Origin of the sequence: Chitinophaga sp. RCC_12 (genome assembly GCF_041360695.1) — a bacterium.
GTDB lineage: Bacteria > Bacteroidota > Bacteroidia > Chitinophagales > Chitinophagaceae > Chitinophaga.
Genome location: NZ_JBFUPS010000003.1, coordinates 14,578 through 33,706, shown reverse-complemented (window position 1 = coordinate 33,706; position 19,129 = coordinate 14,578). Strand labels below are relative to the sequence as shown.

Genomic DNA, 19,129 nt, shown 5'->3' with positions numbered 1-19,129 from the left:
TTCCTTATGGTGTAATGTTACCGGTATTCCCGGCGCCATTATCAGATTTGTGTATATCTTTTATGCCTTACGTATGCCGTGTTGCGAAATGCGTTCTGCCAGTCTGTAAAACAGCAGCCCGGCACTTACGCCACAAATAACGGAAACCAGCCAGTTATCGATCCGCCATAATGCGGTGAGTAACGCCATCAGCAGTATTGCTTCCACTACCTGTAATTTGTGGCGCTGATACATTTCCTTAAAACGCGTGATCAGGTTATTTTTTGGATGCATCAGTTGGCGTTTGCTTTAGATCTGCATTCTGCGATGATTTCGTCTACTTTAGCCGGTGTAAGGTGCTCCCGGTAATGTTTACCCAATTGCATCATGGGAGCATAACCGCAGGCGCCAAGGCATTCCACCGTTTTAAGGGTAAACAGCCCGTCGGCGGTAGTTTCACCTACGCCGATACCCAGCTTATTTTTAATGTAATCAATGATCTGATCAGAACCACTTACCATGCACGGGCCTGTTTGGCACACCTCAAATAAATAGGTGCCTACCGGTTTCAGGTTAAACATGCTATAGAAAGTAGCTACCTCATACACTTCAATTGATTGCAGTTGCAGTAAAGTTGCAACGTAGTCCATTGTTTCTGCACTCAGCCATCCACCAAATGCTTCCTGAGCCAGGTGCAACACCGGTATCAACGCACTTTTCTGCTTCCCTTCCGGGTAGCGTGCAATGATTTCTTTTACTTTATTCAGTTTCTCTTCAGAAAATTGAACCACAGCCATTATTTTATTCAGCTTTAATCTTCGAAATATTCAATAGCGTAACTACGCATCCAGTTCACCTGCGATCAGGTTCAGGCTACTCATACAAACAATCGCATCGCTCAACATGGCGCCTTCCACCAGCTCCGCGTAGGCCTGGTAGTAAATGAAGCATGGACGACGGAAGTGCAGCCTGTAAGGACTACGGCCACCATCGCTGATCAGGTAAAAACCAAGTTCGCCATTGGCGCCTTCCACTGCGTTGTACACTTCACCTGGAAGCATGTCTGCTTCACCCATCACAATTTTAAAGTGATAGATGAGCGCTTCCATCTTTGTATAAACATCCTGTTTCTCAGGGAGGTAATAAGCAGGTACATCTGCGTGGAACACATCTGCAGGCAGGCTTTTCACTTTATCCATGGCCTGGCGGATGATACTGAGACTTTCCCACATTTCTGCGTTACGCACCTGGAAACGGTCGTAGCTGTCGCCGGTAGTACCTACCGGTATGGAGAAGTCGAAATCCTGGTAAGAGCTGTAAGGGTTGGCTACACGTACATCGTAATCCACGCCTGCTGCGCGCAGGTTTGGACCGGTGAAGCCGTAGCTGAGTGCCCTTTCTGCAGTGATAGCACCTACGCCCTGTGTACGTTCCATGAAGATACGGTTACGGGTAAGCAGGGTTTCAAACTCTTTCAGTACAGCAGGATATTCGTTCAGGAAGCGTTCTATTTTTGCGAAAGCTGCGGGCGTGAAATTTCTTTCAAAGCCACCGATACGACCAATGTTGGTGGTCAGACGGGAACCGCAGATTTCTTCATATATTTCGTATATCAGTTCACGGTAGGTCATCACGTATACGAAACCGGTTAATGCGCCGGTATCTACTCCCATTACGGAGCTACAGATCAGGTGATCTGCAATACGCGCCAGCTCCATGATGATAACACGCAGGTAATCCACTCTTTTAGGCGTTTCAATGCCCAGGAGCTTTTCTACGGTCAGCAACCAGCCCATATTGTTAATAGGGGCGGAGCAGTAGTTTAAACGGTCTGTCAGTGGCGTGATCTGGTAATAGGGACGGCGTTCAGCGATCTTTTCAAATGCGCGGTGGATATACCCTACGGTAGAAACAGCGCTCACAATGCGTTCGCCATCGATTTCCAGAATGTTCTGAAATACGCCATGCGTGGCCGGGTGTGTAGGACCCAGGTTGAGCGTGGTCGTATCTTTTTCTATAGAGCCTTCCGGCAGCTTTATATGTTGTTTCTGATCTAACATAACCTCGTTGTATTAAAGATTTCCTCCCCTTCCAAACATCTCATCATCTTTATCGATACGCATGGAGTCTTCCAGCGGAAATTCCTTTCTCATGGGGAAATAGGTCATTTCGTCCACATTCAGCACACGGATCAGGTTGGGATGTCCTACAAAGTTGATCCCGTAGAAGTCGTAAGTTTCGCGTTCCATCCAGTTGGCCGATGCGTACAACTGGGTAGCTGTAAAAACGTCCGGTTTGGCTACGGGTGTGAATACTTTCAGACGGAGCCTGATGTTATCCTGCAGGTTGTGCAGGTGATATACTACTGCCAGTTCTTCGTTTTTCCTGTCGGGATAATGCACTGCGGTGATATCCGTTAAAAAACGAAAACGCAATTCCTCATCATCAAACAGGAATTGCATTACTTTCAGGTTATAATCTTTCTGTGCGGTGAGGGTAAGCAGCCCAAACGGCTCTTCAAAGCCGGTTAGCACATCTCCAAACTTCTCCGTCAGGCGTTGCTGTATGCGTTCGTTTGTTAAAGACATTAACAATTTGAAATTTACGATTTACAATTAACCATTCCCCTCTCCTTACTTGATACCGTAAGACTCCATCAGTTCTTTATACCTGTCGGAGTTGCGGCGGCGGAGACTTTCCTGGCCTACCAGGGCCTGTATTTTCATGAAACCATCGATGATACCTTCCGGTCTGGGAGGGCATCCTGGCACATATACATCTACCGGGATCACCTGGTCGATTCCCTGTAATACAGAGTACGTATCAAATATACCACCGCTGGAAGCGCAGGCGCCTACGGCCATTACCCAGCGTGGCTCTGCCATCTGCAGGTATACCTGGCGCACAATAGGTCCCATTTTTTTGGAAATGGTACCCATTACCATGAGTAAATCGCACTGGCGTGGCGTAAAGGCCATACGTTCTGCCCCGAAACGGGCCATATCGTATGTAGCCGCCATGGTAGCCATGAATTCGATTCCACAGCAGGAGGTAGCAAATGGTAAAGGCCAGATGGAGTTTTTACGCGCCAAACCTATTACCTTGTCAAAAGAGGTGGCATAAAATCCTTCACCGGAATATCCCTCGGGGATTTCCACCATCTTCACCTTGTTATTATATTGAACCGGACGAGCCATTGGTTTTAATTTAAAGAGTTAATTAATCTTCCCATTTCAGAGCACCCTTCTTTGTGATATAGATAAATCCACACAAAAAGAAGCCCACAAACATCAGCACGGCTGTAAAGCCTTCCCATCCCAATTCCCTGAAATTAACCGCATAAGGGTAGAAAAAAATTACTTCTACATCAAATAACACGAAAAGAATAGCGGTCAGAAAGTATTTGATGGCTACCGGCTGGCGGGCGTTACCCTTTTGCTCGATACCACTTTCAAAGTTGATAAGCTTGTCGCTGGTTTTGCGTTTAGGACCTAAAAAGTGAGTAGCTAACATCGTGATCCCAACGAAACCTAAAGCAGCAATTAATTGCAGTACTATAGGGAAATAGCTAAAAGGAGTAGTCGTTGCTGACAAAAATACAGTTTCTGTATACATAAGCTTCCCGATAAAAACATTGTCCGAATGCGCAAAAATACTGTAAGTTGACCAATTATCAAATCTATTAAGAGTTAAAATATTATCTTTTTTCACCAACCGGAAACTAAAAAACCTCCTGCGGGTACAGGAGGTTTTTAGCAATTATATGTAATTAATAACTATTTCTTGTTCTGACCCTGCTTTGCAGCTGGTTTGGCGGCTGGTTTTTCACGGGCAGCCATATTTTCGTTGATCTGTTTAACAGCGGTGTTATTCGGATCTAAGGCAGTCAGTTTATCAGCATATACTTTTACATTGGCTTTATCTTCCTTAAAGTAGTAGTATAACAGCTCATAAGTGTAAGCGTTGATCAGCGTACCCCTGTTTTTAGCAGGATCAACCTCAGAGATTTCTATGTATTTATCATAGAAAGGTTTTGCTACACCGGCCTGGGCCTGTGGATCTTTAGCAAAATTGCTCTGGCCTCTCCAGTAGTAACCGGTACCCAGCTCAGGTTTTGCTTCAATTACTTTCTGGAAAGCAGAATCGGCTTTAGCCAGCAAAGTAGTATCGAAAGGCTTAACATTTACGGCACCGTAGTAGTAGTTGATACCTACGTTGAAGTAATCGATCGCCTGCAGTTGCTCTTTATTAGCGAGAGATAATTCGTTCGCTTTTGCATACCATTCTGCCGCAGCAGTGTAGTTACGGGCTCCTTTCAGCTGCTCTGCGATCTGGATAAAGGTTTCCGGATCTTTAGTAGTGATAGAACCTGCATATTTTTCCAGGTAAGCCAGGGCCTTTGTATTGTATTGGTTCTGGGTAGCGGAATCAGAAGATTTCAGCTTCATGTAGATGGCTGACAACAGTTTGTAATCCGCAGAATCCAGTTTGCTTTCTCCCACCTGCTGCACGTAAGTATCCATTGTTTTCTGCGCGTTCAGGGAATCACCTTTCTGGAGGTAAGAGTCCCCAATCAGCAGTACCAACTGGTTCTTATAGGCGTCGGTGGCATTTGGCAATGCTGCCTGACCTTTACTGATAGCAGCGTCATAATCTTTCTTGAAGAAAGAAATAGAAGCTGACAGCAGTTCATTCTTGGTTTTATCTGCAGGATCGGCTACTGCCATATATTTTTCCAGGTATTGCGCTGCATTTTCCCAGGAAAGCTGATCTTTTTTAGGTGTGGTGTAGAACAGGAACAGTTCATATAAGGCCGGACCATATTTCGGATCCATGTTGGTGGCTTTGGTATAATCTGCTACTGCTTCTGCTTTCAGCCTGGCGTTGTAGTTCACCAAACCCTGTTTCATTACTGCTTCAGCGTTGTTTGGATCGAGTTCCAGTGCTTTTTCGTAAGTGGTGATGGCTTTACCGCCGTTTTCACCACCGAGGAAGCGGTAAGCATCTCCCAGCTCAATATAATCGGCTGCAACGGGAGTATATTGTTCTTTTTTCTTACGGCCTTCGTTGTTCAGGAGTTTTTCCATTACAGTGAGGGCATAAGGGCGGTCGCCACCTTTCACTTCTGTGTTGGCATCGGCAATAGCGCGGGCAACATCTCCATCGCGGCCCTGTGTGGCAGCGCTGGCGGCTTCAAATTTCTGTTTTGCGGCGGCGGCGTTACCATTGATCAGATCAATACGGCCCATACCAGCCTGCAGTAAAGCAGATGTGGGTACTGCCTGTAATCCTTTCTGGAAGGTAGCAGCAGCACCTGCAGCATCCTCCATTCCGAGTTGGGCTATACCGAGGTAATAATACGCTTTGTCTTCCGTAGGCTTTGCTGCGATCACTTTCTCTAAATTCTGCTTGGCAGACAGGTACTTACCGTAATACAGGTCTTTCAGTCCGTCCTCCACAGATTGGGCCATCACACCGCTTGAGGCGGCGCAAAGCAATGCTACGATTAAACTTTTCCGTTTGTTCATGCAATCTGGTTTTTTAGTTTTAGTTGTGTTTTTCTTCTACTTAAGGTTGGCTTCCCTGAATACTACATTCAATCTCGCCGGGAATAAACGGAACTGCTTCATTACCAGCTGTCCCTCATAACTACCGAGAAAGGTTGCAAATCCACTGCCAAGTCCATGATATGGTTCTTTCAGGCAATAGAAGAAGCCGCGTTTTAACGGATAGGTGCCAATACCAATATAGGCCTGGTATGGCTTAACAAATTCTGAACCATTGTCTGCTCTTAGTCTAACTACAGATACCTCACGTGTAAAAGCCATAGACAATGAATCGTTCGGATCAGAGATCCAGCTAACACCTATAACACCAATCGCGTCTTTGTTTTTTGTCACATAGTCCACCACTTCCGGGTTGGTTTTCGCAGCCATTGTATTGGTTGGCAGAGGTTTACCCTTATTGATGGAATCCATGATATACCGCACGGTGCTTGAGTTGGCATTGTCAAACACCAGTTGCCACTTCCTGTCTTTATTGGTGCCGTCCATAATCTCACGTACCTGATTCATATTTAACACAGAATCAGGATTCTCCTTATTTACCACCAGCGCAAGCGCGTCCCAGGCAAGTAAAAGGCTGTTAGGCGTAATTTTGATTTGCTTGAAGTAATCGCGTTCCTGCTGGTTGAAATCGCGGGTAACGATTACCAGGCGGGCACTATCATTTAAAAGATCTTTAAAGCAATCAGCCTCCGGTTTATAGGTAGGGATGATATGAGCTTTTGGATACAGCGATTGAAAAACTTTTATTTCCGAATCAATCAGCGGCTTATATGTCTCATCCACACTTATATGGATGGTGCCTTCTGTAGCTGTATCTAATTTTTTCGCATTTGGATTCTGTCCGCAAGCGGCCATCATCAATGTAATAGCTGCTAAATATACAGCATTCATTCTTTCTAAACTGAAAAACATATCACACCTCTTTAGTTCCTGTTAAAAAAAAGTTTTCTCACTCCATTATAAACCCTAAAGAGGCCGTAAACTATTAAAACCGCACCAACAATACTCATCATCTGTGGCGATATTCTGAATTCCCCGAATCCCAGTTTCTCCGCAAAGATTGCGAACAAACCAAAGAGGATAAAAAATATTCCCCTGATCAGCTCACCCATTGGCCGATACCTGTTTTCCTGCCGTCTGCTTGTTTGTTCTTCGTGTGTTTCCATGTTGCGAATTACAATTATACAAAAAATAATTTTTTAATCGGGCATAGAGAATTTTAGAGGAATGTTAAAAAACTGACTTAAAACCGCACCCTTTTGCTTGTCCAGCCGCAATTTGAGGCATTTTTTCAACATGTTGTTATTTTTTGATTTACAATATGATCATTTACTGACTATTACAATTTGCGGCAAATACTTCTTTGTAACTCATAAATCCCCGTTTTTTTCTGCTGATTCCTGTTAAAAGATGCAAATACACCCACATTTCCATAATATCTTGTAGGTTTGCGGCCTGATATTCAAATATTCATCCGCATGAAGATATTGATGGTTTGCCTGGGTAATATTTGCCGCTCCCCCCTTGCAGAAGGGATTATGAGGCACCTGGCAGCAATAAGGGGACTGGACTGGGAAATTGATTCTGCCGGTACCGGCAACTGGCACGTGGGCCACTCGCCGGATCACCGCTCCATAAAGGAAGCCCGGAAAAATGGTGTTGATATCACCGGATTACGGGGCAGGCAGTTCCAGACCGCCGATTTTGATGCCTTTGACCGCATCTATGTAATGGACAGGAATAATTATGCCGATGTGCTGCGCAAAGCCCGGAACGACTCGGATAAAGCAAAAGTAGCCTTCCTGCTGCCGGATCAGCAGGACGTACCTGACCCCTGGTTTGACGATGCCCTGTTTGCACCTGTTTATAAAATGATCTATCAGGCCTGTGAAAACATCGCAGACCAGCAACCATAAAACTTTTAATATTTTTCAGAGATGATAAAGCCCGGAATTCCTAAAGGCACCCGTGATTTTGGCCCGGTGGTAGTGAGAAAACGTAATTATATTTTCCAGACCATTCGCGAAACCTTTGAGGTATTTGGTTTCCAGCCGCTGGAAACACCCGCGATGGAGAATTTATCCACCCTCACCGGCAAGTACGGAGAGGAAGGAGATAAACTGATGTTCAAGGTACTGAACAACGGAGAGATCTATAACGAAGCCCATCAGGCTAAAGATAATAAGGAACTCGTTTCCGCCATTACTGAAAAAGCATTGCGCTACGACCTCACCATTCCATTCGCACGCTACGTGGTAATGAACCAACACGAACTGGCCCTTCCCTTTAAACGCTACCAGATGCAACCCGTATGGCGCGCAGACAGACCGCAGAAAGGCCGCTACCGAGAGTTTTACCAATGTGACGCCGACGTGGTGGGCAGCAATTCCTTACTTAATGAAGTAGAATTGCTGCTGATATATGATACCGTGCTTACAAAACTTGGCTTGCAGGGTTATGAATTACGCATCAACAACCGCAAAATATTATTCGGCCTCGCTGAAGTGATCGGTAAAACGGAATTACTCACCGATATTACCATCTCCATAGATAAATTGGATAAAATTGGTGCAGACGGCGTAAGAAAAGAATTACAGGAACGAGGTTTAACCACTGCCGATATTGATACCATCGAAAAGTTCCTGGCGATTGACGGGAGCAGCGAAGAGAAACTGGCACAACTGAAAGAACTTCTGCAATCTTCTTCCACCGCGTTAAAAGGTATTGAAGAACTGTCGTTTGTGCTCAACTCCGGCTATGCGACCTTTAACACCACTCCCATCATTGATGTAACGCTTGCACGTGGACTTAACTACTACACCGGACTAATCGTAGAAGTAAAAGCCCCGGCTACCGTGAAAATGGGCAGTATTGGCGGCGGCGGAAGATATGATGACCTCACCGGCCTCTTTGGCCTGCCAGGTATTTCCGGCGTGGGAATCTCCTTTGGCGTTGACCGTATTTACGATGTGCTGGAAGAACTGAAATTATTCCCGCAAACGGCGCAGCAATCTACCAAAGTATTATTCCTCAACCTGGGAGAAGCCAGTTCCCGCGCAGCTTTCAGCTATATGATGCAGTTACGTCAACAGGGCGTTGCCGCGGAATTATTCCATGAACCAGCGAAGATGGATAAACAAATGAAGTATGCAGATAAAAGAGCGATCCCTTATGTAATTATCCTCGGAGAATCTGAACTGCAGGAAAACCTGGTAAGCGTGAAAAACCTTACCACGGGCCAACAGGAGAAGATCAGCGGGGCGGAATTGATCAGCTACGCATTTTGAATAAACTCGTTTCAAAATAAACAAAGAGGGCTGCACATTCAATTGCGCAGCCCTCTTTGTTTATCAGAAGAAACTAACTATTTAGCGCCTTTAAACGCATCCAAACCACATTTCAGCCAGTCTGCGTATGCTTTTGGGTCCGGTGTGTAACCAACAGGATGTGTCAGCAACTTTTCATCAGGACTAATTAATACATAAAATGGCTGGGAGTTATTGGAGAAGTTTTCTGTTTGCATAGTGGCAAACTTGTCTCCTATTGTTTTAATTTCCTTTTTAAACCCATTGCTGGTAGTAAACAGGAATTGCTGATCTTCGGGCAATAACTTCCTGTCATCCACGTAAAGAGAAACCAAAATGTAATCTTTCTCTATCAACACTTTTACTTCGTCTTTAGGCCAAACGTTCTCCTCCATTTTACGACAGTTAACGCATGCCCAACCCGTGAAGTCAAGCAACAGGGGTTTGTTTTGCTCTTTAGCCAGTTTGAGTGCTTTCTCGTAATCGTTTACTACATTGGCTTCCACTCCTTTGGCCGCATCTTCTCCATAAATGCTGTAATTCAACGGTGGGGGAAATCCACTAATGAGTGAACGGTTCGCATATTTAGTATTGGTCACTCCCGGCAACAGGTAAACTGTAAATGCCAGGAAAATCAAGGCGAGAGCGATTCTGCCTTTGCTAAGTTTCTTAATCGGAGAATCGTGTGGGAAACGAATTTTACCAAACAGATACAACACAATACAAAATCCGATAATGATCCAGATAGCAAAGAATACTTCGCGTTTCAGAAGTCCCCAATGCTTAACCAGATCCGCATTCGACAGGAATTTAATGGCCATCGCCAATTCCAGAAAACCTAATACCACTTTTACAGAAGTAAGCCATCCGCCAGATTTGGGCAATGAATTAAGCCACCCCGGAAACAGCGCAAAGAGCGCAAAAGGTAACGCAAGTGCAAATCCAAATCCAGCCATACCTACCGACAACTGAATAGCGCCACCATCTGTCGATAAAGAGCCCGCCAGTAAAGATCCCAGGATAGGGCCGGTACATGAGAAAGACACAAGCGCCAACGTTAATGCCATGAAGAAAATTCCAACAAGACCTCCCACACTGCTTTTGGCATCTACTTTATTAGCCAGGCTACTTGGCATCTGGATTTCAAAATAGCCGAAGAATGAGATAGCAAATACAATGAAAATGACGAAAAAAGTAAGATTTAGCCAAATGTTGGTGGAAATATTATTCAATATTTCCGGATTCAATGAATCCAGGAAGTGGAATGGCAAGCTGAGAAGTACATATATCAGGAAAATGAAAAAGCCATATATGATGGCATTCATCACCCCTTTTTTCCTGTCCTTTGATTGCTTTGTAAAAAACGATACAGTTAATGGGATCATCGGGAATACACATGGTGTAAACAACGCGATGAAACCTCCTAACATACCAAGAATAAATAACCCCCAGAGGCTCTTTTTGGCACTGCCTTCCTGGCCCGTGCCACCGCAATCTTTTACTGGATGCTGTAAATCGATAGCCGTGCGCTTTAATGTTTGCGCATTATCCGCAGATTCCTGCAAGCCGGCAGCTACATTTATCAGATTACCTGAAGCATCTTTATTGAACTTAAAAGCTTCTTCTTCCGGCCCGGCTACCTCTTCTCCTTTCAGTGCCATATAATTAACACTGCCTTTGATGTTGGCAGGAACGGGTCCATCGAATTTTACCGCCGCCACCAGTTCTACCTCATTTTCAAAATATTTGATTTCCAGATTATCAAATAATGGTTCTTTGCGGTTTTCCAGTTTACCATTCTCTGTGATACCTGTAATAGTGGCTTTTACGCTGCTATCCAGTACTACCCTGGTATTAGGATCATCGTTTCCCATGGTGGTGGAAAAAAGCAACCAGCCTTTTCCTACAGTGCCCTTCAGATGCAGCACATATTCCTGGTCAGTTTTCTTTTCTGCAGAAAACTGCCATTTAACAGGCTTCGGGCTTGCGTCCTGCGCGTTTGCACTAAGTGCGAACAGGGCAAAGACAGGTATTAGAAATGAAAGCAAATGCTTCATATAGTCAATAGGCTTTAAATAATATAAATCTGAGAAAACAAGAAACGAGTTCCTTTGAGGAACTCGTTTTGCAAGTATTGTTATCAGTTACCGGATTCAATTTATTTTCCTCCAACACTTACTGCAAATTCCACTTCTTTCGGTGGCAGGCACTGATGGTCATCACAAACCATGTACTCCACAGATCCTTTTACTTTGGTAGCGGCTTTACCTTTTACCGTTACTTTTTGTACGAAGTCTACAGAGCTTTCGTAGAATTTCAGTTCTGAGTTAAAGTTTTTGTCGAATGACTTATGCAGTTTACCTACTTCTTCCACCTTACCTACAGCGGCTGTCAGTGGATTTTTGGTGAACTTAAACGAGGTAGCTACCGGACCTTCTCCCGCTTCCTGTGCGTACAGATGCCAGCCGGCATCGATCGTAGCAGTAGCGTGGACTTCGTAGGTAGTGGCATTCACCTTCTTCGCTGTAAAGCTCCATTTTACCGGGTTCTCTATCTGTGCACTTGCCAGGATGGGCAAGGCGAATAAAGCCAGTGCTGTTAATAATTTTTTCATGCTTTTCTTTTTAATTGGTTGGTTGATTTTAATCTATCTAGTTGTTATTGATCAGACTTTGTAAGATCAGCTGCCCGTCTGTATTACCCAGGGCCAGGCTGGTAGCCCTTTCCGGGTGAGGCATCATCCCAAAAACATTTCTTGCTTTGTTACAGATGCCTGCTATGTTACGGATGGCGCCGTTATGGTTAGCAGTTTCAATAATGTTGCCAAACTCATCGCAGTAACGGAATAACACCTGGTTGTTCTTAAACAGCTCATCCAGGGTAGCGTCGTCGGCATAGTAACGGCCTTCTCCGTGTGCGATCGGGATCATTAATGGTCTGCCGGCCACATCTTTGGTAAGGGATGCCGTGGTATTTTCGCTTTTCAGGTATACATTTTTGCAGATGAACTGCTGGTGCTGGTTCTGTAATAATACGCCCGGCAGGAGACCTGCTTCGCATAATACCTGGAAACCGTTGCAAACGCCAATGACACGGCCACCTTTATTGGCAAATTCAATCACACTCTGCATCATAGGGCTAAATTTCGCAATAGCGCCGCAACGCAGGTAGTCGCCAAAGGAAAAGCCGCCTGGTAATACGATACAATCTTCTGTGCTGAATGCGCTCAGGTCTTTATCCTTATGCCACAGTTCTATAACTTCCTGTCCCAGGTCATTACGCAGGGAATCAATCATATCATGATCACAATTAGAACCGGGAAAGGTGACAACGCCAAATTTCATCTGAAAATGTTTTGTGTTTATGTGTAAATAATGCTTTTAAAAACGTTTTTCCCCACGTTTTTGCCACCATTTATACGAATGACAAAACTAATGGGAAAGGACAAAATTACTTCGCCGTTCGCAATTTTCCATTGCCGTTTGTCCTGATTTAACAAATTACTGGTAATCAGGCCCTTAAAATGGGAGAATCAGCTGAAATATTGCATAACAATCACATATGCCAGTGCAAAGAAGTGGATAATGTTGGCAAAAGTGTCGTTGGTAACCGACCAGAATACGTTACCGGCGAACATGGAAATCGGCAAAACTGCCAGTACCCAGTAGGCTGCTGAAAAGTGAACATTAAAGAATGGTACCATCATGGCTACCAGTACATATATGATGAGTGCCGCCCATATTTTACGGCCCTGTATCAGCATTTTTTTAAGCGGGCGCTGCAACAGCAGCCACCCTATCACGAAAAAGAGCAAACAGGCGATCATGGCGCCCCAAACCTTATAGTCGGTGATCATGGGCAGCGAGGCGCCCATATTCGGGATTTTCCAGAGCAGGGTCATCTGACCGGTGAGGAACAGGTAGGTACCCATCAGGTACAAGGGACAAATCAGGCCCAGCAGGGCAATGATCCATTCTGCCAGCCTGAAAGCCCGCATAATCAGCATGCTGGACAGCAGCAAAGAACAGAATATAACCGAGGGAAAGTAAAAGAGCCCGCTTATCCCCAGCGCAAACCCGATATTAAACACCACATCACGGGCAGAGGTACGTGTATACAGCTCCGTTATACTGGTAAATACCCACAACATGATGAGGTTTACGATCAATGCCGGCGAAAATACGTTCCAGCTTTGCAGCATGGACGTGAACAGCAGGTAACACATGGCCGGCAGGTAAGTAGGCCGCGGAAATAAACGGTGATGATTAATGATACGGGTGAAAAGCAGGGATTGCAGAAACAGCAGTAACACGGCCATCGACGTAAACACCAGCGGACTGCCGCCGGTAAACGTATGCATCCATTTCACCAGCAGGTGATACAAAAGCCCCTCCGATCCGTCTGCCATGTAGGTAGATGGGTGGATCAGATAGTAAAACTTAACAACCAGCGTGTATATTAACAACAGCAATACCGTTAGCGGATTGCCTGAGCGGAAAAATCTTATCACAGTGCAAAGGTGTGATTAAAAGTCAATTTTAGCAAAGCAAATATAATTCCTGTAAATGCATGGTATCACTACCGTACGGCCACTGATTTGTTTGCCATACCGGGGCATCCAGGTGAAACCCTTATCCAGGTTACGCAGCGTAGGCATGCGGTTCACTTTACCTCCCGGGGCCAGACTTACATCTGTCAACATATAATTCCTTCTGTCCAGTTCATTATACAGAAAACGTAATTCGCTGCCCACGTTTACCATCAGGTAAGACAGGTACAGGTCGGCGTTATCGTCATACTGGCTCTTATGAACAAAATTATTCCACTGCATATTGCCCTCATCGTCGAAAGACAATACCGCTACGTTATCATAATGATAACGCAATCCCTGTGAATTATTCCAGTAGTAGGGATTGTAGTACATGGAAGAGTAAGGCGAGTAGTAATAGGGGGCGTACATGCCGCCGTAAGGACTACCGTACATATAATTCCACCGGTTCCAGGGCTGGTAGCGGGAAGAAGTGGAGAAAGATTCTGCCGTAAGGAGGAATCCACCGTTACTGGTATTGATGATCTTACGGATGAAGTAGTCGTTAAAAGCGGCGGCGGTGCTGGATTCGCCGCGGGCATTCATCTTCAGGTCGTCGGGAAATACCTGCGATTTCTCGTACACCGTTTTATGATTGGCGTAGTCGTACTTGTACAGATACAAGCCATCTACATTTCCCCTTTTCTGTTTATAATAAAAAGCGGTGACCAGGGCCGTTTGCTTATTATTATCAAGCTTCATTTTCACTTCATCCAGCAGCTGCGCTTTGAAGGCCATTACAGAGGTTTCAAAGCTGTCGACCAGCGAACGTTTCACTACCATGCTGCCGCTCACCACATAGTCGCGGTTGGACGTGCGTTCCAGCTTATTAAAAAGCAGGTCGCCGGTATTGGTAAGATTAAAGTTGCTGAGGAACTGCTTCTTTTGCATGGGCATGGATAAACGGCTGTTGTTCACCAGGCTCATGGCACTGTCGTACAGGAAGGTATAGAATACGTTGTTGTTTTCGTTATCCTGGTTGATCTTATACACCATGATGCGGTTTTTATCTTCCGATACCTCAACAGAATATACTTTGTTCTCTTTGGAATAGATACCGATGCGGGTGGAATCGATCAGGATGGGTGCATCTGCAAATTTAGCTTCCGGCGACATGGTGGCGCAGAAACTGTACACCGCATCCTTGCGCTGGAACTGGTAGATCATCAGCACCTTATCCGGATAGGCCACAAAATCCATACTGATCACCTTACGGGGCAGGAAGTCCAGTTTAACCCTTTCTTTCAGCTGCATCGCATTGTCATATACAGACACCACATAGTCGCCGCGGTCTGTTTTATACACCAGTATATTCCCTGCTACCTTGCCAATAATCTCAAACTCGGTGCTTTTATAGTCGTCCTTCTCCGGTTCAGAATAGGTTATTTTCTGTGCCGTTGCTGCTGTGCCGGCGAAAAGCAGCAACAATAATAACTGTAGGCGGTATAGCGTATGCATGCGGTTATATAGATTTCAGATATTTTTGTGATAATGCAGATGGCCCATTTGCATGTGCCATTTTCAAACTTACATTAAAATTCAGAAATTAACTTGTCAATTTAAAGCCGGTAAGTCCTGCTTTTACATAAATTCCAAAAGGCCCGATTTATTGTGTATTTTTAATAAATTATTTTTAAAAAGCAGCTATTATTGGATGGAAACCGTTATTATAACCGGTGGAACAGGACTTATAGGGACGGCATTAACCCGGCTGCTGCTGGAGCGCGGCTATAAGGTGATTATTCTCAGCAGGCGTCCTGATAAACGCAGCAACACGAATGTAACATATGCCCACTGGAACGTGGAATCCCAAGCCATAGATAAAGAAGTTATTCAACAGGCGGATTATATCGTACACCTGGCAGGCGCCAACGTGGGAGAGAAACGTTGGACAGCAGCGCGTAAACAGGAAATCATTGACAGCCGTACCCAAAGCAGTGAATTAATTTTCACCGCGCTTAAAAACTTCCCCAACAAGGTTAAGAAGGTGATCAGCGCTTCGGCAACGGGCTACTATGGCGACTTTACAGACCATATTTTCACCGAAACAGACCCTCCTGCTACCGACTACCTGGCCACCACCACCCATGCCTGGGAACAAAGCATTTCCAAAGTAACTACACTTGATAAAAAGCTGGTGATTTTCCGGACCGGCATTGTGCTCAGCCCCGATGGCGGCGCTTTAAAGGAATTCTACAAACCGTTGCGGTTTGGATTTGCCACCGTGCTTGGATCAGGCGAACAATTTGTTCCCTGGATACATATTCACGACATTGTACGGTTGTACTTCAATGCTATTGTGAACGACCGGCTGGAAGGTGTTTACAATGCAGTGGCGCCCAATCCTGTTACCAACCGTGAACTGATACTCAGTATGGCCCGGATGGCCAAAGGACGCAGCTTTATGACTACCTATGTACCTTCTTTTGCCCTGAAACTGGCATTGGGGGAAATGAGTGTGGAAGTATTGAAAAGCGTGAAAGCGTCTGCCGACAAAATACAACGAACCGGTTTCCAGTATTCTTATCCTACCATTAATGATGCAATGGAGCAGCTGTTTAGCCGATAACGGTTTTCTCCATAGCAGCAGCTTTCAGTAAGCACTCTTCCCATTCTTTTTCCGGATCACTGTAAAAAGTGATGGCAGACCCGGTCTGAAAAGAGAGGTAACGGTTATCTGCGTTATACAGTATGCTGCGGATCACCACATTAAAGTCGAAATCACCTGCCGGCGTAATATATCCTACGGCTCCGGAGTAAAGCCCCCGGCGGGTTTGCTCATATTGTTCAATCAGTTGCATCACCCTTAATTTTGGCGCGCCTGTCATGGATCCCATCGGGAAAGCATTCCGCAATACTTCCGTGAAGGGCGTTTCAGAAGATAATTGTGCGGAGACGGTAGAAATCATGTGATGCACATGGGCAAAGGAATAGATGCCAAAAAGCTCTGTTACTTCCACGGTGCCCTGCAAGGCAGTATGGGATAAATCGTTGCGAACAAGATCTACCACCATTACATTTTCTGCGCGTTCTTTCGCGCTGTTCAGCAGGTCCTGTTGCAGCTGGCGGTCTGTTACCGGGTCCGCATCTTTCCGGCTGGTGCCTTTAATCGGCTGGGAGATAACGGTGTTGCCTTTCTTTTGCACAAACCGTTCGGGGCTGGAACAGGCGAGGTAACGGTGATGCAGGCGGTAATATGCGGCAAAAGGCGATGGCGACAACCCATTGAGCCGGGTAAATAAAGCCGGTGGATGTATGCTGATATTTTCCATGAAGTTTTCGCGGCAGAAATTAACTTCATAACAATCGCCCTGCAGGATGTGTTGTTGCAGGCTTTTCACTGCAGCAATATAGCGTTGGTGATCCAGGCGGCTTTGCAGCGGCTGCACCGGGGAAGTAACTACGGGTGTTGTATCCGGCGGCGTGCGCAAAACGGCTGTAAGGATCTCCTGCGCGTCTTCCCTGGTAAAGGCTTCTCCACCGATATGCACCTGGTCTTTTTGCAGTTGTATAATGATGCGGGGTACAAAAAAGTGCATATCGGGAAAACCGATACCATCGTAGTGGTGTGAATGCAGACCTGCCGTTTCGTTTTTGAGATCATAGGCGAGGTGCCCGAAGAGCCAGCCGGCGTGTGTTTGATGGAATTGCTGTAAAGCGGGGAATGCGTTGCCGGCGTTTACTTCGAGGGTATGCAGTGCATCTGCAGCGAGTATGGCTTCATATTGATGCCAGGGAGAATCGTAATTATTATTGTCTAAAAAACAACAAATGTTGAACTGGTTTCCCCAATCCAACATTTGTTGCTTAAATATTTTCTGATTATCAACCGGAAAAGTGTGAAATATCCTGATAACAATCGTGTTTAGTGCTTAAAAATCATCATCGTCATCATCAAAACGATCGTTGAACAGATCCATGTCTTTGAATTCATCATCGATACCCAGATCGTCGTCGTCATCGGCTTTTTTGCTGCCAGTGCTGGGACGGCCGCGTTTACCTTTCGACTTAGGCATGTCAAACTCCTCAAAATCAGGATCATAATCATCATCTTCTCCTTTCTCCCACGCATCATCTACATCATCCTCCTCATCTGCGTCGTCTTCTTCCTCATCATCATCTTTACGTTTTGATTTGGATGCAGACTTATCTGATTTCTTTGAGGCAGATTTGGAAGGTTTCACATCTTCATCATCCTCATCATCATCATCATCATCCACCTCTTTCTTAGGCTTGGCCGCAGCTTTGGGAGCTTCTTTTGCAGTCTTAGGAGAAGTAGTTTTTTTGGTCTCTTTCTCTTTATCAGATTTTGATTTCATAATAGGTTACCTTATTTCTTTGCCGTAAAGTTTTAATAGTTTTTTTTATTCGCCAAATTTTTTTTGCTGTTTTTTTTCCTTACTTTTTGGTTCTACTTTTCAAGGATCTGATCGCGCCCAGGTCCGTTGGAAACGTATTTCACGGGAACGCCCAAATACGTGTCTACTGCTGTAACAAATGCTTTCATTTCCGCTGGTAACTCGTTGAACTGCTGACAGGTAGAAGTTTTATCACTCCATCCTTTAAATGTTTCCCAGACTGGTTTAATGTCCAGACCGTTTATCTGGAAAGGCAGTTGCTTTGTTTGTTTTCCGTCAATTTCGTAAGCGGTGCAGGCGAGTACTTCGTCGAATTCGTCGAGTACGTCGCTTTTTGTCATTACCAGTTGGGTAACGCCGCTCAGCATACAGGTATAATTCAGCGCTACCAGGTCGATCCAGCCGCAACGGCGTGGACGGCCGGTTACCGCACCAAATTCGTGGCCTGCAGAACGCAGTTTTTCGCCTGTTGCATCATGCAGTTCGGTAGGGAAAGGACCGCTACCAACGCGGGTACAATAGGCTTTGGTAACACCAATCACTTCTCTGATCCACTGTGGAGCAATACCTAAACCGGTACATACGCCGGCAGAAATGGTATTGGAAGAAGTAACGAAAGGATAAGTACCAAAATCCACGTCCAGCATACTTCCCTGGGCGCCTTCAGCCAATACTTTTTTACCGGCTTTCAGTTTCTCATTCAGGAAATATTCGCCGCTTACCACATTCATTTGCTGCAGGAAAGGGATAGCTTCGAAGAATTCAGCTTCCCAGTTGGCAATATCTTCTGAAAATTCATTTATATCGTACTGACATAACAGCTGCAGGTGTTTCTGCTTCAGTTTTTCGTACAGTGTTTTAAAATCGGGGGATAAAACATCACCTACGCGTAAACCATTTCTGCCGGTTTTATCCATGTAAGCAGGGCCGATACCTTTTAAAGTAGAACCTATTTTATCATTTCCTTTCGCTATTTCAGACGCTTTGTCCAGCGCGCGGTGTGTAGGAACAATGATATGGGTTTTTTCAGCAATAAACAGATTTTTTGTCAGATCTACTCCCAGGGCTGAAATATCTTCGCTTTCTTTTTTGAAAGCCACAGGGTCCAGCACCACGCCGTTACCGATCAGGTTGATGGTCTTATCATGAAATACACCGGATGGAATGGTGCGTAATACTACTTTCTGACCGTTTACATACAAAGTGTGACCAGCATTTGGTCCACCCTGGAAACGGGCAATCACGTCGTACCTGCCGGCAAAATAGTCCACAATCTTACCCTTGCCTTCGTCGCCCCATTGCAGGCCTAACAAAACGTCTACCATAATGATT

General features: G+C 45.2%; 20 protein-coding genes. 3 read left to right on the top strand and 17 right to left on the bottom strand.

Features of this window, described 5'->3' with window-relative positions; genetic code table 11:
• Positions 1–60: 60 nt before the first annotated feature.
• The 9 genes from AB6805_RS09930 to AB6805_RS09890 form a co-directional block, all read right to left on the bottom strand.
• Entirely contained in the window at positions 61–273 is a 213-nt protein-coding gene (locus AB6805_RS09930; RefSeq protein ID WP_370909274.1) for a hypothetical protein, read from the bottom strand.
• Complete coding sequence (gene nuoE / locus AB6805_RS09925; protein WP_079469428.1) at positions 273–776, bottom strand: NAD(P)H-dependent oxidoreductase subunit E; 504 nt, start codon at positions 774–776, stop codon at positions 273–275. Before nuoE ends, AB6805_RS09930 begins: the two co-directional genes overlap by 1 nt.
• A 42-nt stretch (positions 777–818) precedes the next feature.
• Positions 819–2,039: an NADH-quinone oxidoreductase subunit D gene (locus AB6805_RS09920; RefSeq protein WP_370909273.1), complete on the bottom strand. Its 1,221-nt coding sequence runs from the start codon at positions 2,037–2,039 to the stop codon at positions 819–821.
• Positions 2,040–2,051: 12 nt separating this feature from the next.
• Entirely contained in the window at positions 2,052–2,567 is a 516-nt protein-coding gene (locus AB6805_RS09915) for an NADH-quinone oxidoreductase subunit C (protein WP_079469430.1), read from the bottom strand.
• Between the two features lie 45 nt (positions 2,568–2,612).
• A complete protein-coding gene (locus tag AB6805_RS09910; protein WP_142683785.1) occupies positions 2,613–3,176 on the bottom strand; it encodes an NADH-quinone oxidoreductase subunit B in 564 nt (187 codons plus the stop codon).
• A 22-nt stretch (positions 3,177–3,198) separates the two neighbouring features.
• A complete protein-coding gene (locus AB6805_RS09905; protein WP_325640829.1) occupies positions 3,199–3,690 on the bottom strand; it encodes an NADH-quinone oxidoreductase subunit A in 492 nt (163 codons plus the stop codon).
• 65 nt (positions 3,691–3,755) lie between these two features.
• Entirely contained in the window at positions 3,756–5,507 is a 1,752-nt protein-coding gene (locus AB6805_RS09900; protein WP_370909272.1) for a hypothetical protein, read from the bottom strand.
• Between the two features lie 36 nt (positions 5,508–5,543).
• Positions 5,544–6,458, bottom strand: coding sequence for a substrate-binding domain-containing protein (locus tag AB6805_RS09895; protein ID WP_370909271.1), 915 nt, complete (start codon positions 6,456–6,458; stop codon positions 5,544–5,546).
• 11 nt (positions 6,459–6,469) lie between these two features.
• The gene (locus AB6805_RS09890; RefSeq protein ID WP_370909270.1) at positions 6,470–6,712 is read right to left on the bottom strand and encodes a hypothetical protein; all 243 of its coding nucleotides are present in this window, start codon (positions 6,710–6,712) and stop codon (positions 6,470–6,472) included.
• Positions 6,713–7,024: 312 nt separating this feature from the next.
• Between AB6805_RS09890 and AB6805_RS09885 the strand changes: the two genes are divergently transcribed.
• Both AB6805_RS09885 and hisS read left to right on the top strand, forming a co-directional pair.
• The gene (locus AB6805_RS09885; RefSeq protein ID WP_370909269.1) at positions 7,025–7,462 is read left to right on the top strand and encodes a low molecular weight protein-tyrosine-phosphatase; all 438 of its coding nucleotides are present in this window, start codon (positions 7,025–7,027) and stop codon (positions 7,460–7,462) included.
• A 21-nt stretch (positions 7,463–7,483) separates the two neighbouring features.
• The gene (hisS, locus tag AB6805_RS09880) at positions 7,484–8,833 is read left to right on the top strand and encodes a histidine--tRNA ligase (protein WP_370909268.1); all 1,350 of its coding nucleotides are present in this window, start codon (positions 7,484–7,486) and stop codon (positions 8,831–8,833) included.
• A gap of 77 nt (positions 8,834–8,910) precedes the next feature.
• On the opposite strand, the gene AB6805_RS09875 is transcribed toward hisS, so the two are convergent.
• The 5 genes from AB6805_RS09875 to AB6805_RS09855 all read right to left on the bottom strand — a co-directional run bounded on the left by AB6805_RS09875 (position 8,911) and on the right by AB6805_RS09855 (position 14,897).
• Entirely contained in the window at positions 8,911–10,908 is a 1,998-nt protein-coding gene (locus AB6805_RS09875) for a protein-disulfide reductase DsbD family protein (RefSeq protein WP_370909267.1), read from the bottom strand.
• Positions 10,909–11,009: 101 nt separating this feature from the next.
• Positions 11,010–11,465 (bottom strand): protein-disulfide reductase DsbD domain-containing protein, encoded by a 456-nt coding sequence (locus AB6805_RS09870; RefSeq protein ID WP_370909266.1) that lies wholly within the window; start codon positions 11,463–11,465, stop codon positions 11,010–11,012.
• A gap of 37 nt (positions 11,466–11,502) precedes the next feature.
• The gene (gene purQ / locus AB6805_RS09865; RefSeq protein WP_089892832.1) at positions 11,503–12,195 is read right to left on the bottom strand and encodes a phosphoribosylformylglycinamidine synthase subunit PurQ; all 693 of its coding nucleotides are present in this window, start codon (positions 12,193–12,195) and stop codon (positions 11,503–11,505) included.
• 188 nt (positions 12,196–12,383) lie between these two features.
• The gene (locus AB6805_RS09860; RefSeq protein WP_370909265.1) at positions 12,384–13,361 is read right to left on the bottom strand and encodes a hypothetical protein; all 978 of its coding nucleotides are present in this window, start codon (positions 13,359–13,361) and stop codon (positions 12,384–12,386) included.
• 15 nt (positions 13,362–13,376) lie between these two features.
• A complete protein-coding gene (locus AB6805_RS09855; RefSeq protein ID WP_370909264.1) occupies positions 13,377–14,897 on the bottom strand; it encodes a hypothetical protein in 1,521 nt (506 codons plus the stop codon).
• A 196-nt stretch (positions 14,898–15,093) separates the two neighbouring features.
• On the opposite strand from AB6805_RS09855, the gene AB6805_RS09850 reads away from it, so the two are divergent.
• Positions 15,094–16,008 carry a TIGR01777 family oxidoreductase gene (locus AB6805_RS09850; protein WP_370909263.1) on the top strand — a complete coding sequence of 305 codons (915 nt, stop codon included), beginning with the start codon at positions 15,094–15,096 and terminating at the stop codon, positions 16,006–16,008.
• Here AB6805_RS09850 and AB6805_RS09845 read toward each other — a convergent pair.
• From AB6805_RS09845 to AB6805_RS09835, 3 genes are all read right to left on the bottom strand, one after another.
• Positions 15,998–17,239 (bottom strand): anthranilate synthase component I family protein, encoded by a 1,242-nt coding sequence (locus tag AB6805_RS09845; protein ID WP_370909262.1) that lies wholly within the window; start codon positions 17,237–17,239, stop codon positions 15,998–16,000. The two genes, AB6805_RS09850 and AB6805_RS09845, sit on opposite strands and share 11 nt — an antisense overlap.
• Positions 17,240–17,311: 72 nt before the next feature.
• Positions 17,312–17,758 (bottom strand): hypothetical protein, encoded by a 447-nt coding sequence (locus AB6805_RS09840; RefSeq protein WP_370909261.1) that lies wholly within the window; start codon positions 17,756–17,758, stop codon positions 17,312–17,314.
• Between the two features lie 92 nt (positions 17,759–17,850).
• On the bottom strand, positions 17,851–19,122 hold the full coding sequence (locus AB6805_RS09835) for an adenylosuccinate synthase (RefSeq protein ID WP_370909260.1): 1,272 nt from the start codon (positions 19,120–19,122) through the stop codon (positions 17,851–17,853).
• Positions 19,123–19,129: the final 7 nt, after the last annotated feature.

What these genes read in the sequence shown, in the direction of transcription:
- AB6805_RS09930 (WP_370909274.1), bottom strand. Translation starts at nt 273, where the DNA reads ATGCATCCAAAAAATAACCTGATCACGCGTTTTAAGGAAATGTATCAG.
- nuoE (WP_079469428.1), bottom strand. Translation starts at nt 776, where the DNA reads ATGGCTGTGGTTCAATTTTCTGAAGAGAAACTGAATAAAGTAAAAGAA.
- AB6805_RS09920 (WP_370909273.1), bottom strand. Translation starts at nt 2,039, where the DNA reads ATGTTAGATCAGAAACAACATATAAAGCTGCCGGAAGGCTCTATAGAA.
- AB6805_RS09915 (WP_079469430.1), bottom strand. Translation starts at nt 2,567, where the DNA reads ATGTCTTTAACAAACGAACGCATACAGCAACGCCTGACGGAGAAGTTT.
- AB6805_RS09910 (WP_142683785.1), bottom strand. Translation starts at nt 3,176, where the DNA reads ATGGCTCGTCCGGTTCAATATAATAACAAGGTGAAGATGGTGGAAATC.
- AB6805_RS09900 (WP_370909272.1), bottom strand. Translation starts at nt 5,507, where the DNA reads ATGAACAAACGGAAAAGTTTAATCGTAGCATTGCTTTGCGCCGCCTCA.
- AB6805_RS09895 (WP_370909271.1), bottom strand. Translation starts at nt 6,458, where the DNA reads ATGTTTTTCAGTTTAGAAAGAATGAATGCTGTATATTTAGCAGCTATT.
- AB6805_RS09890 (WP_370909270.1), bottom strand. Translation starts at nt 6,712, where the DNA reads ATGGAAACACACGAAGAACAAACAAGCAGACGGCAGGAAAACAGGTAT.
- AB6805_RS09885 (WP_370909269.1), top strand. Translation starts at nt 7,025, where the DNA reads ATGAAGATATTGATGGTTTGCCTGGGTAATATTTGCCGCTCCCCCCTT.
- hisS (WP_370909268.1), top strand. Translation starts at nt 7,484, where the DNA reads ATGATAAAGCCCGGAATTCCTAAAGGCACCCGTGATTTTGGCCCGGTG.
- AB6805_RS09875 (WP_370909267.1), bottom strand. Translation starts at nt 10,908, where the DNA reads ATGAAGCATTTGCTTTCATTTCTAATACCTGTCTTTGCCCTGTTCGCA.
- AB6805_RS09870 (WP_370909266.1), bottom strand. Translation starts at nt 11,465, where the DNA reads ATGAAAAAATTATTAACAGCACTGGCTTTATTCGCCTTGCCCATCCTG.
- purQ (WP_089892832.1), bottom strand. Translation starts at nt 12,195, where the DNA reads ATGAAATTTGGCGTTGTCACCTTTCCCGGTTCTAATTGTGATCATGAT.
- AB6805_RS09855 (WP_370909264.1), bottom strand. Translation starts at nt 14,897, where the DNA reads ATGCATACGCTATACCGCCTACAGTTATTATTGTTGCTGCTTTTCGCC.
- AB6805_RS09850 (WP_370909263.1), top strand. Translation starts at nt 15,094, where the DNA reads ATGGAAACCGTTATTATAACCGGTGGAACAGGACTTATAGGGACGGCA.
- AB6805_RS09845 (WP_370909262.1), bottom strand. Translation starts at nt 17,239, where the DNA reads ATGTTGGATTGGGGAAACCAGTTCAACATTTGTTGTTTTTTAGACAAT.
- AB6805_RS09840 (WP_370909261.1), bottom strand. Translation starts at nt 17,758, where the DNA reads ATGAAATCAAAATCTGATAAAGAGAAAGAGACCAAAAAAACTACTTCT.
- AB6805_RS09835 (WP_370909260.1), bottom strand. Translation starts at nt 19,122, where the DNA reads ATGGTAGACGTTTTGTTAGGCCTGCAATGGGGCGACGAAGGCAAGGGT.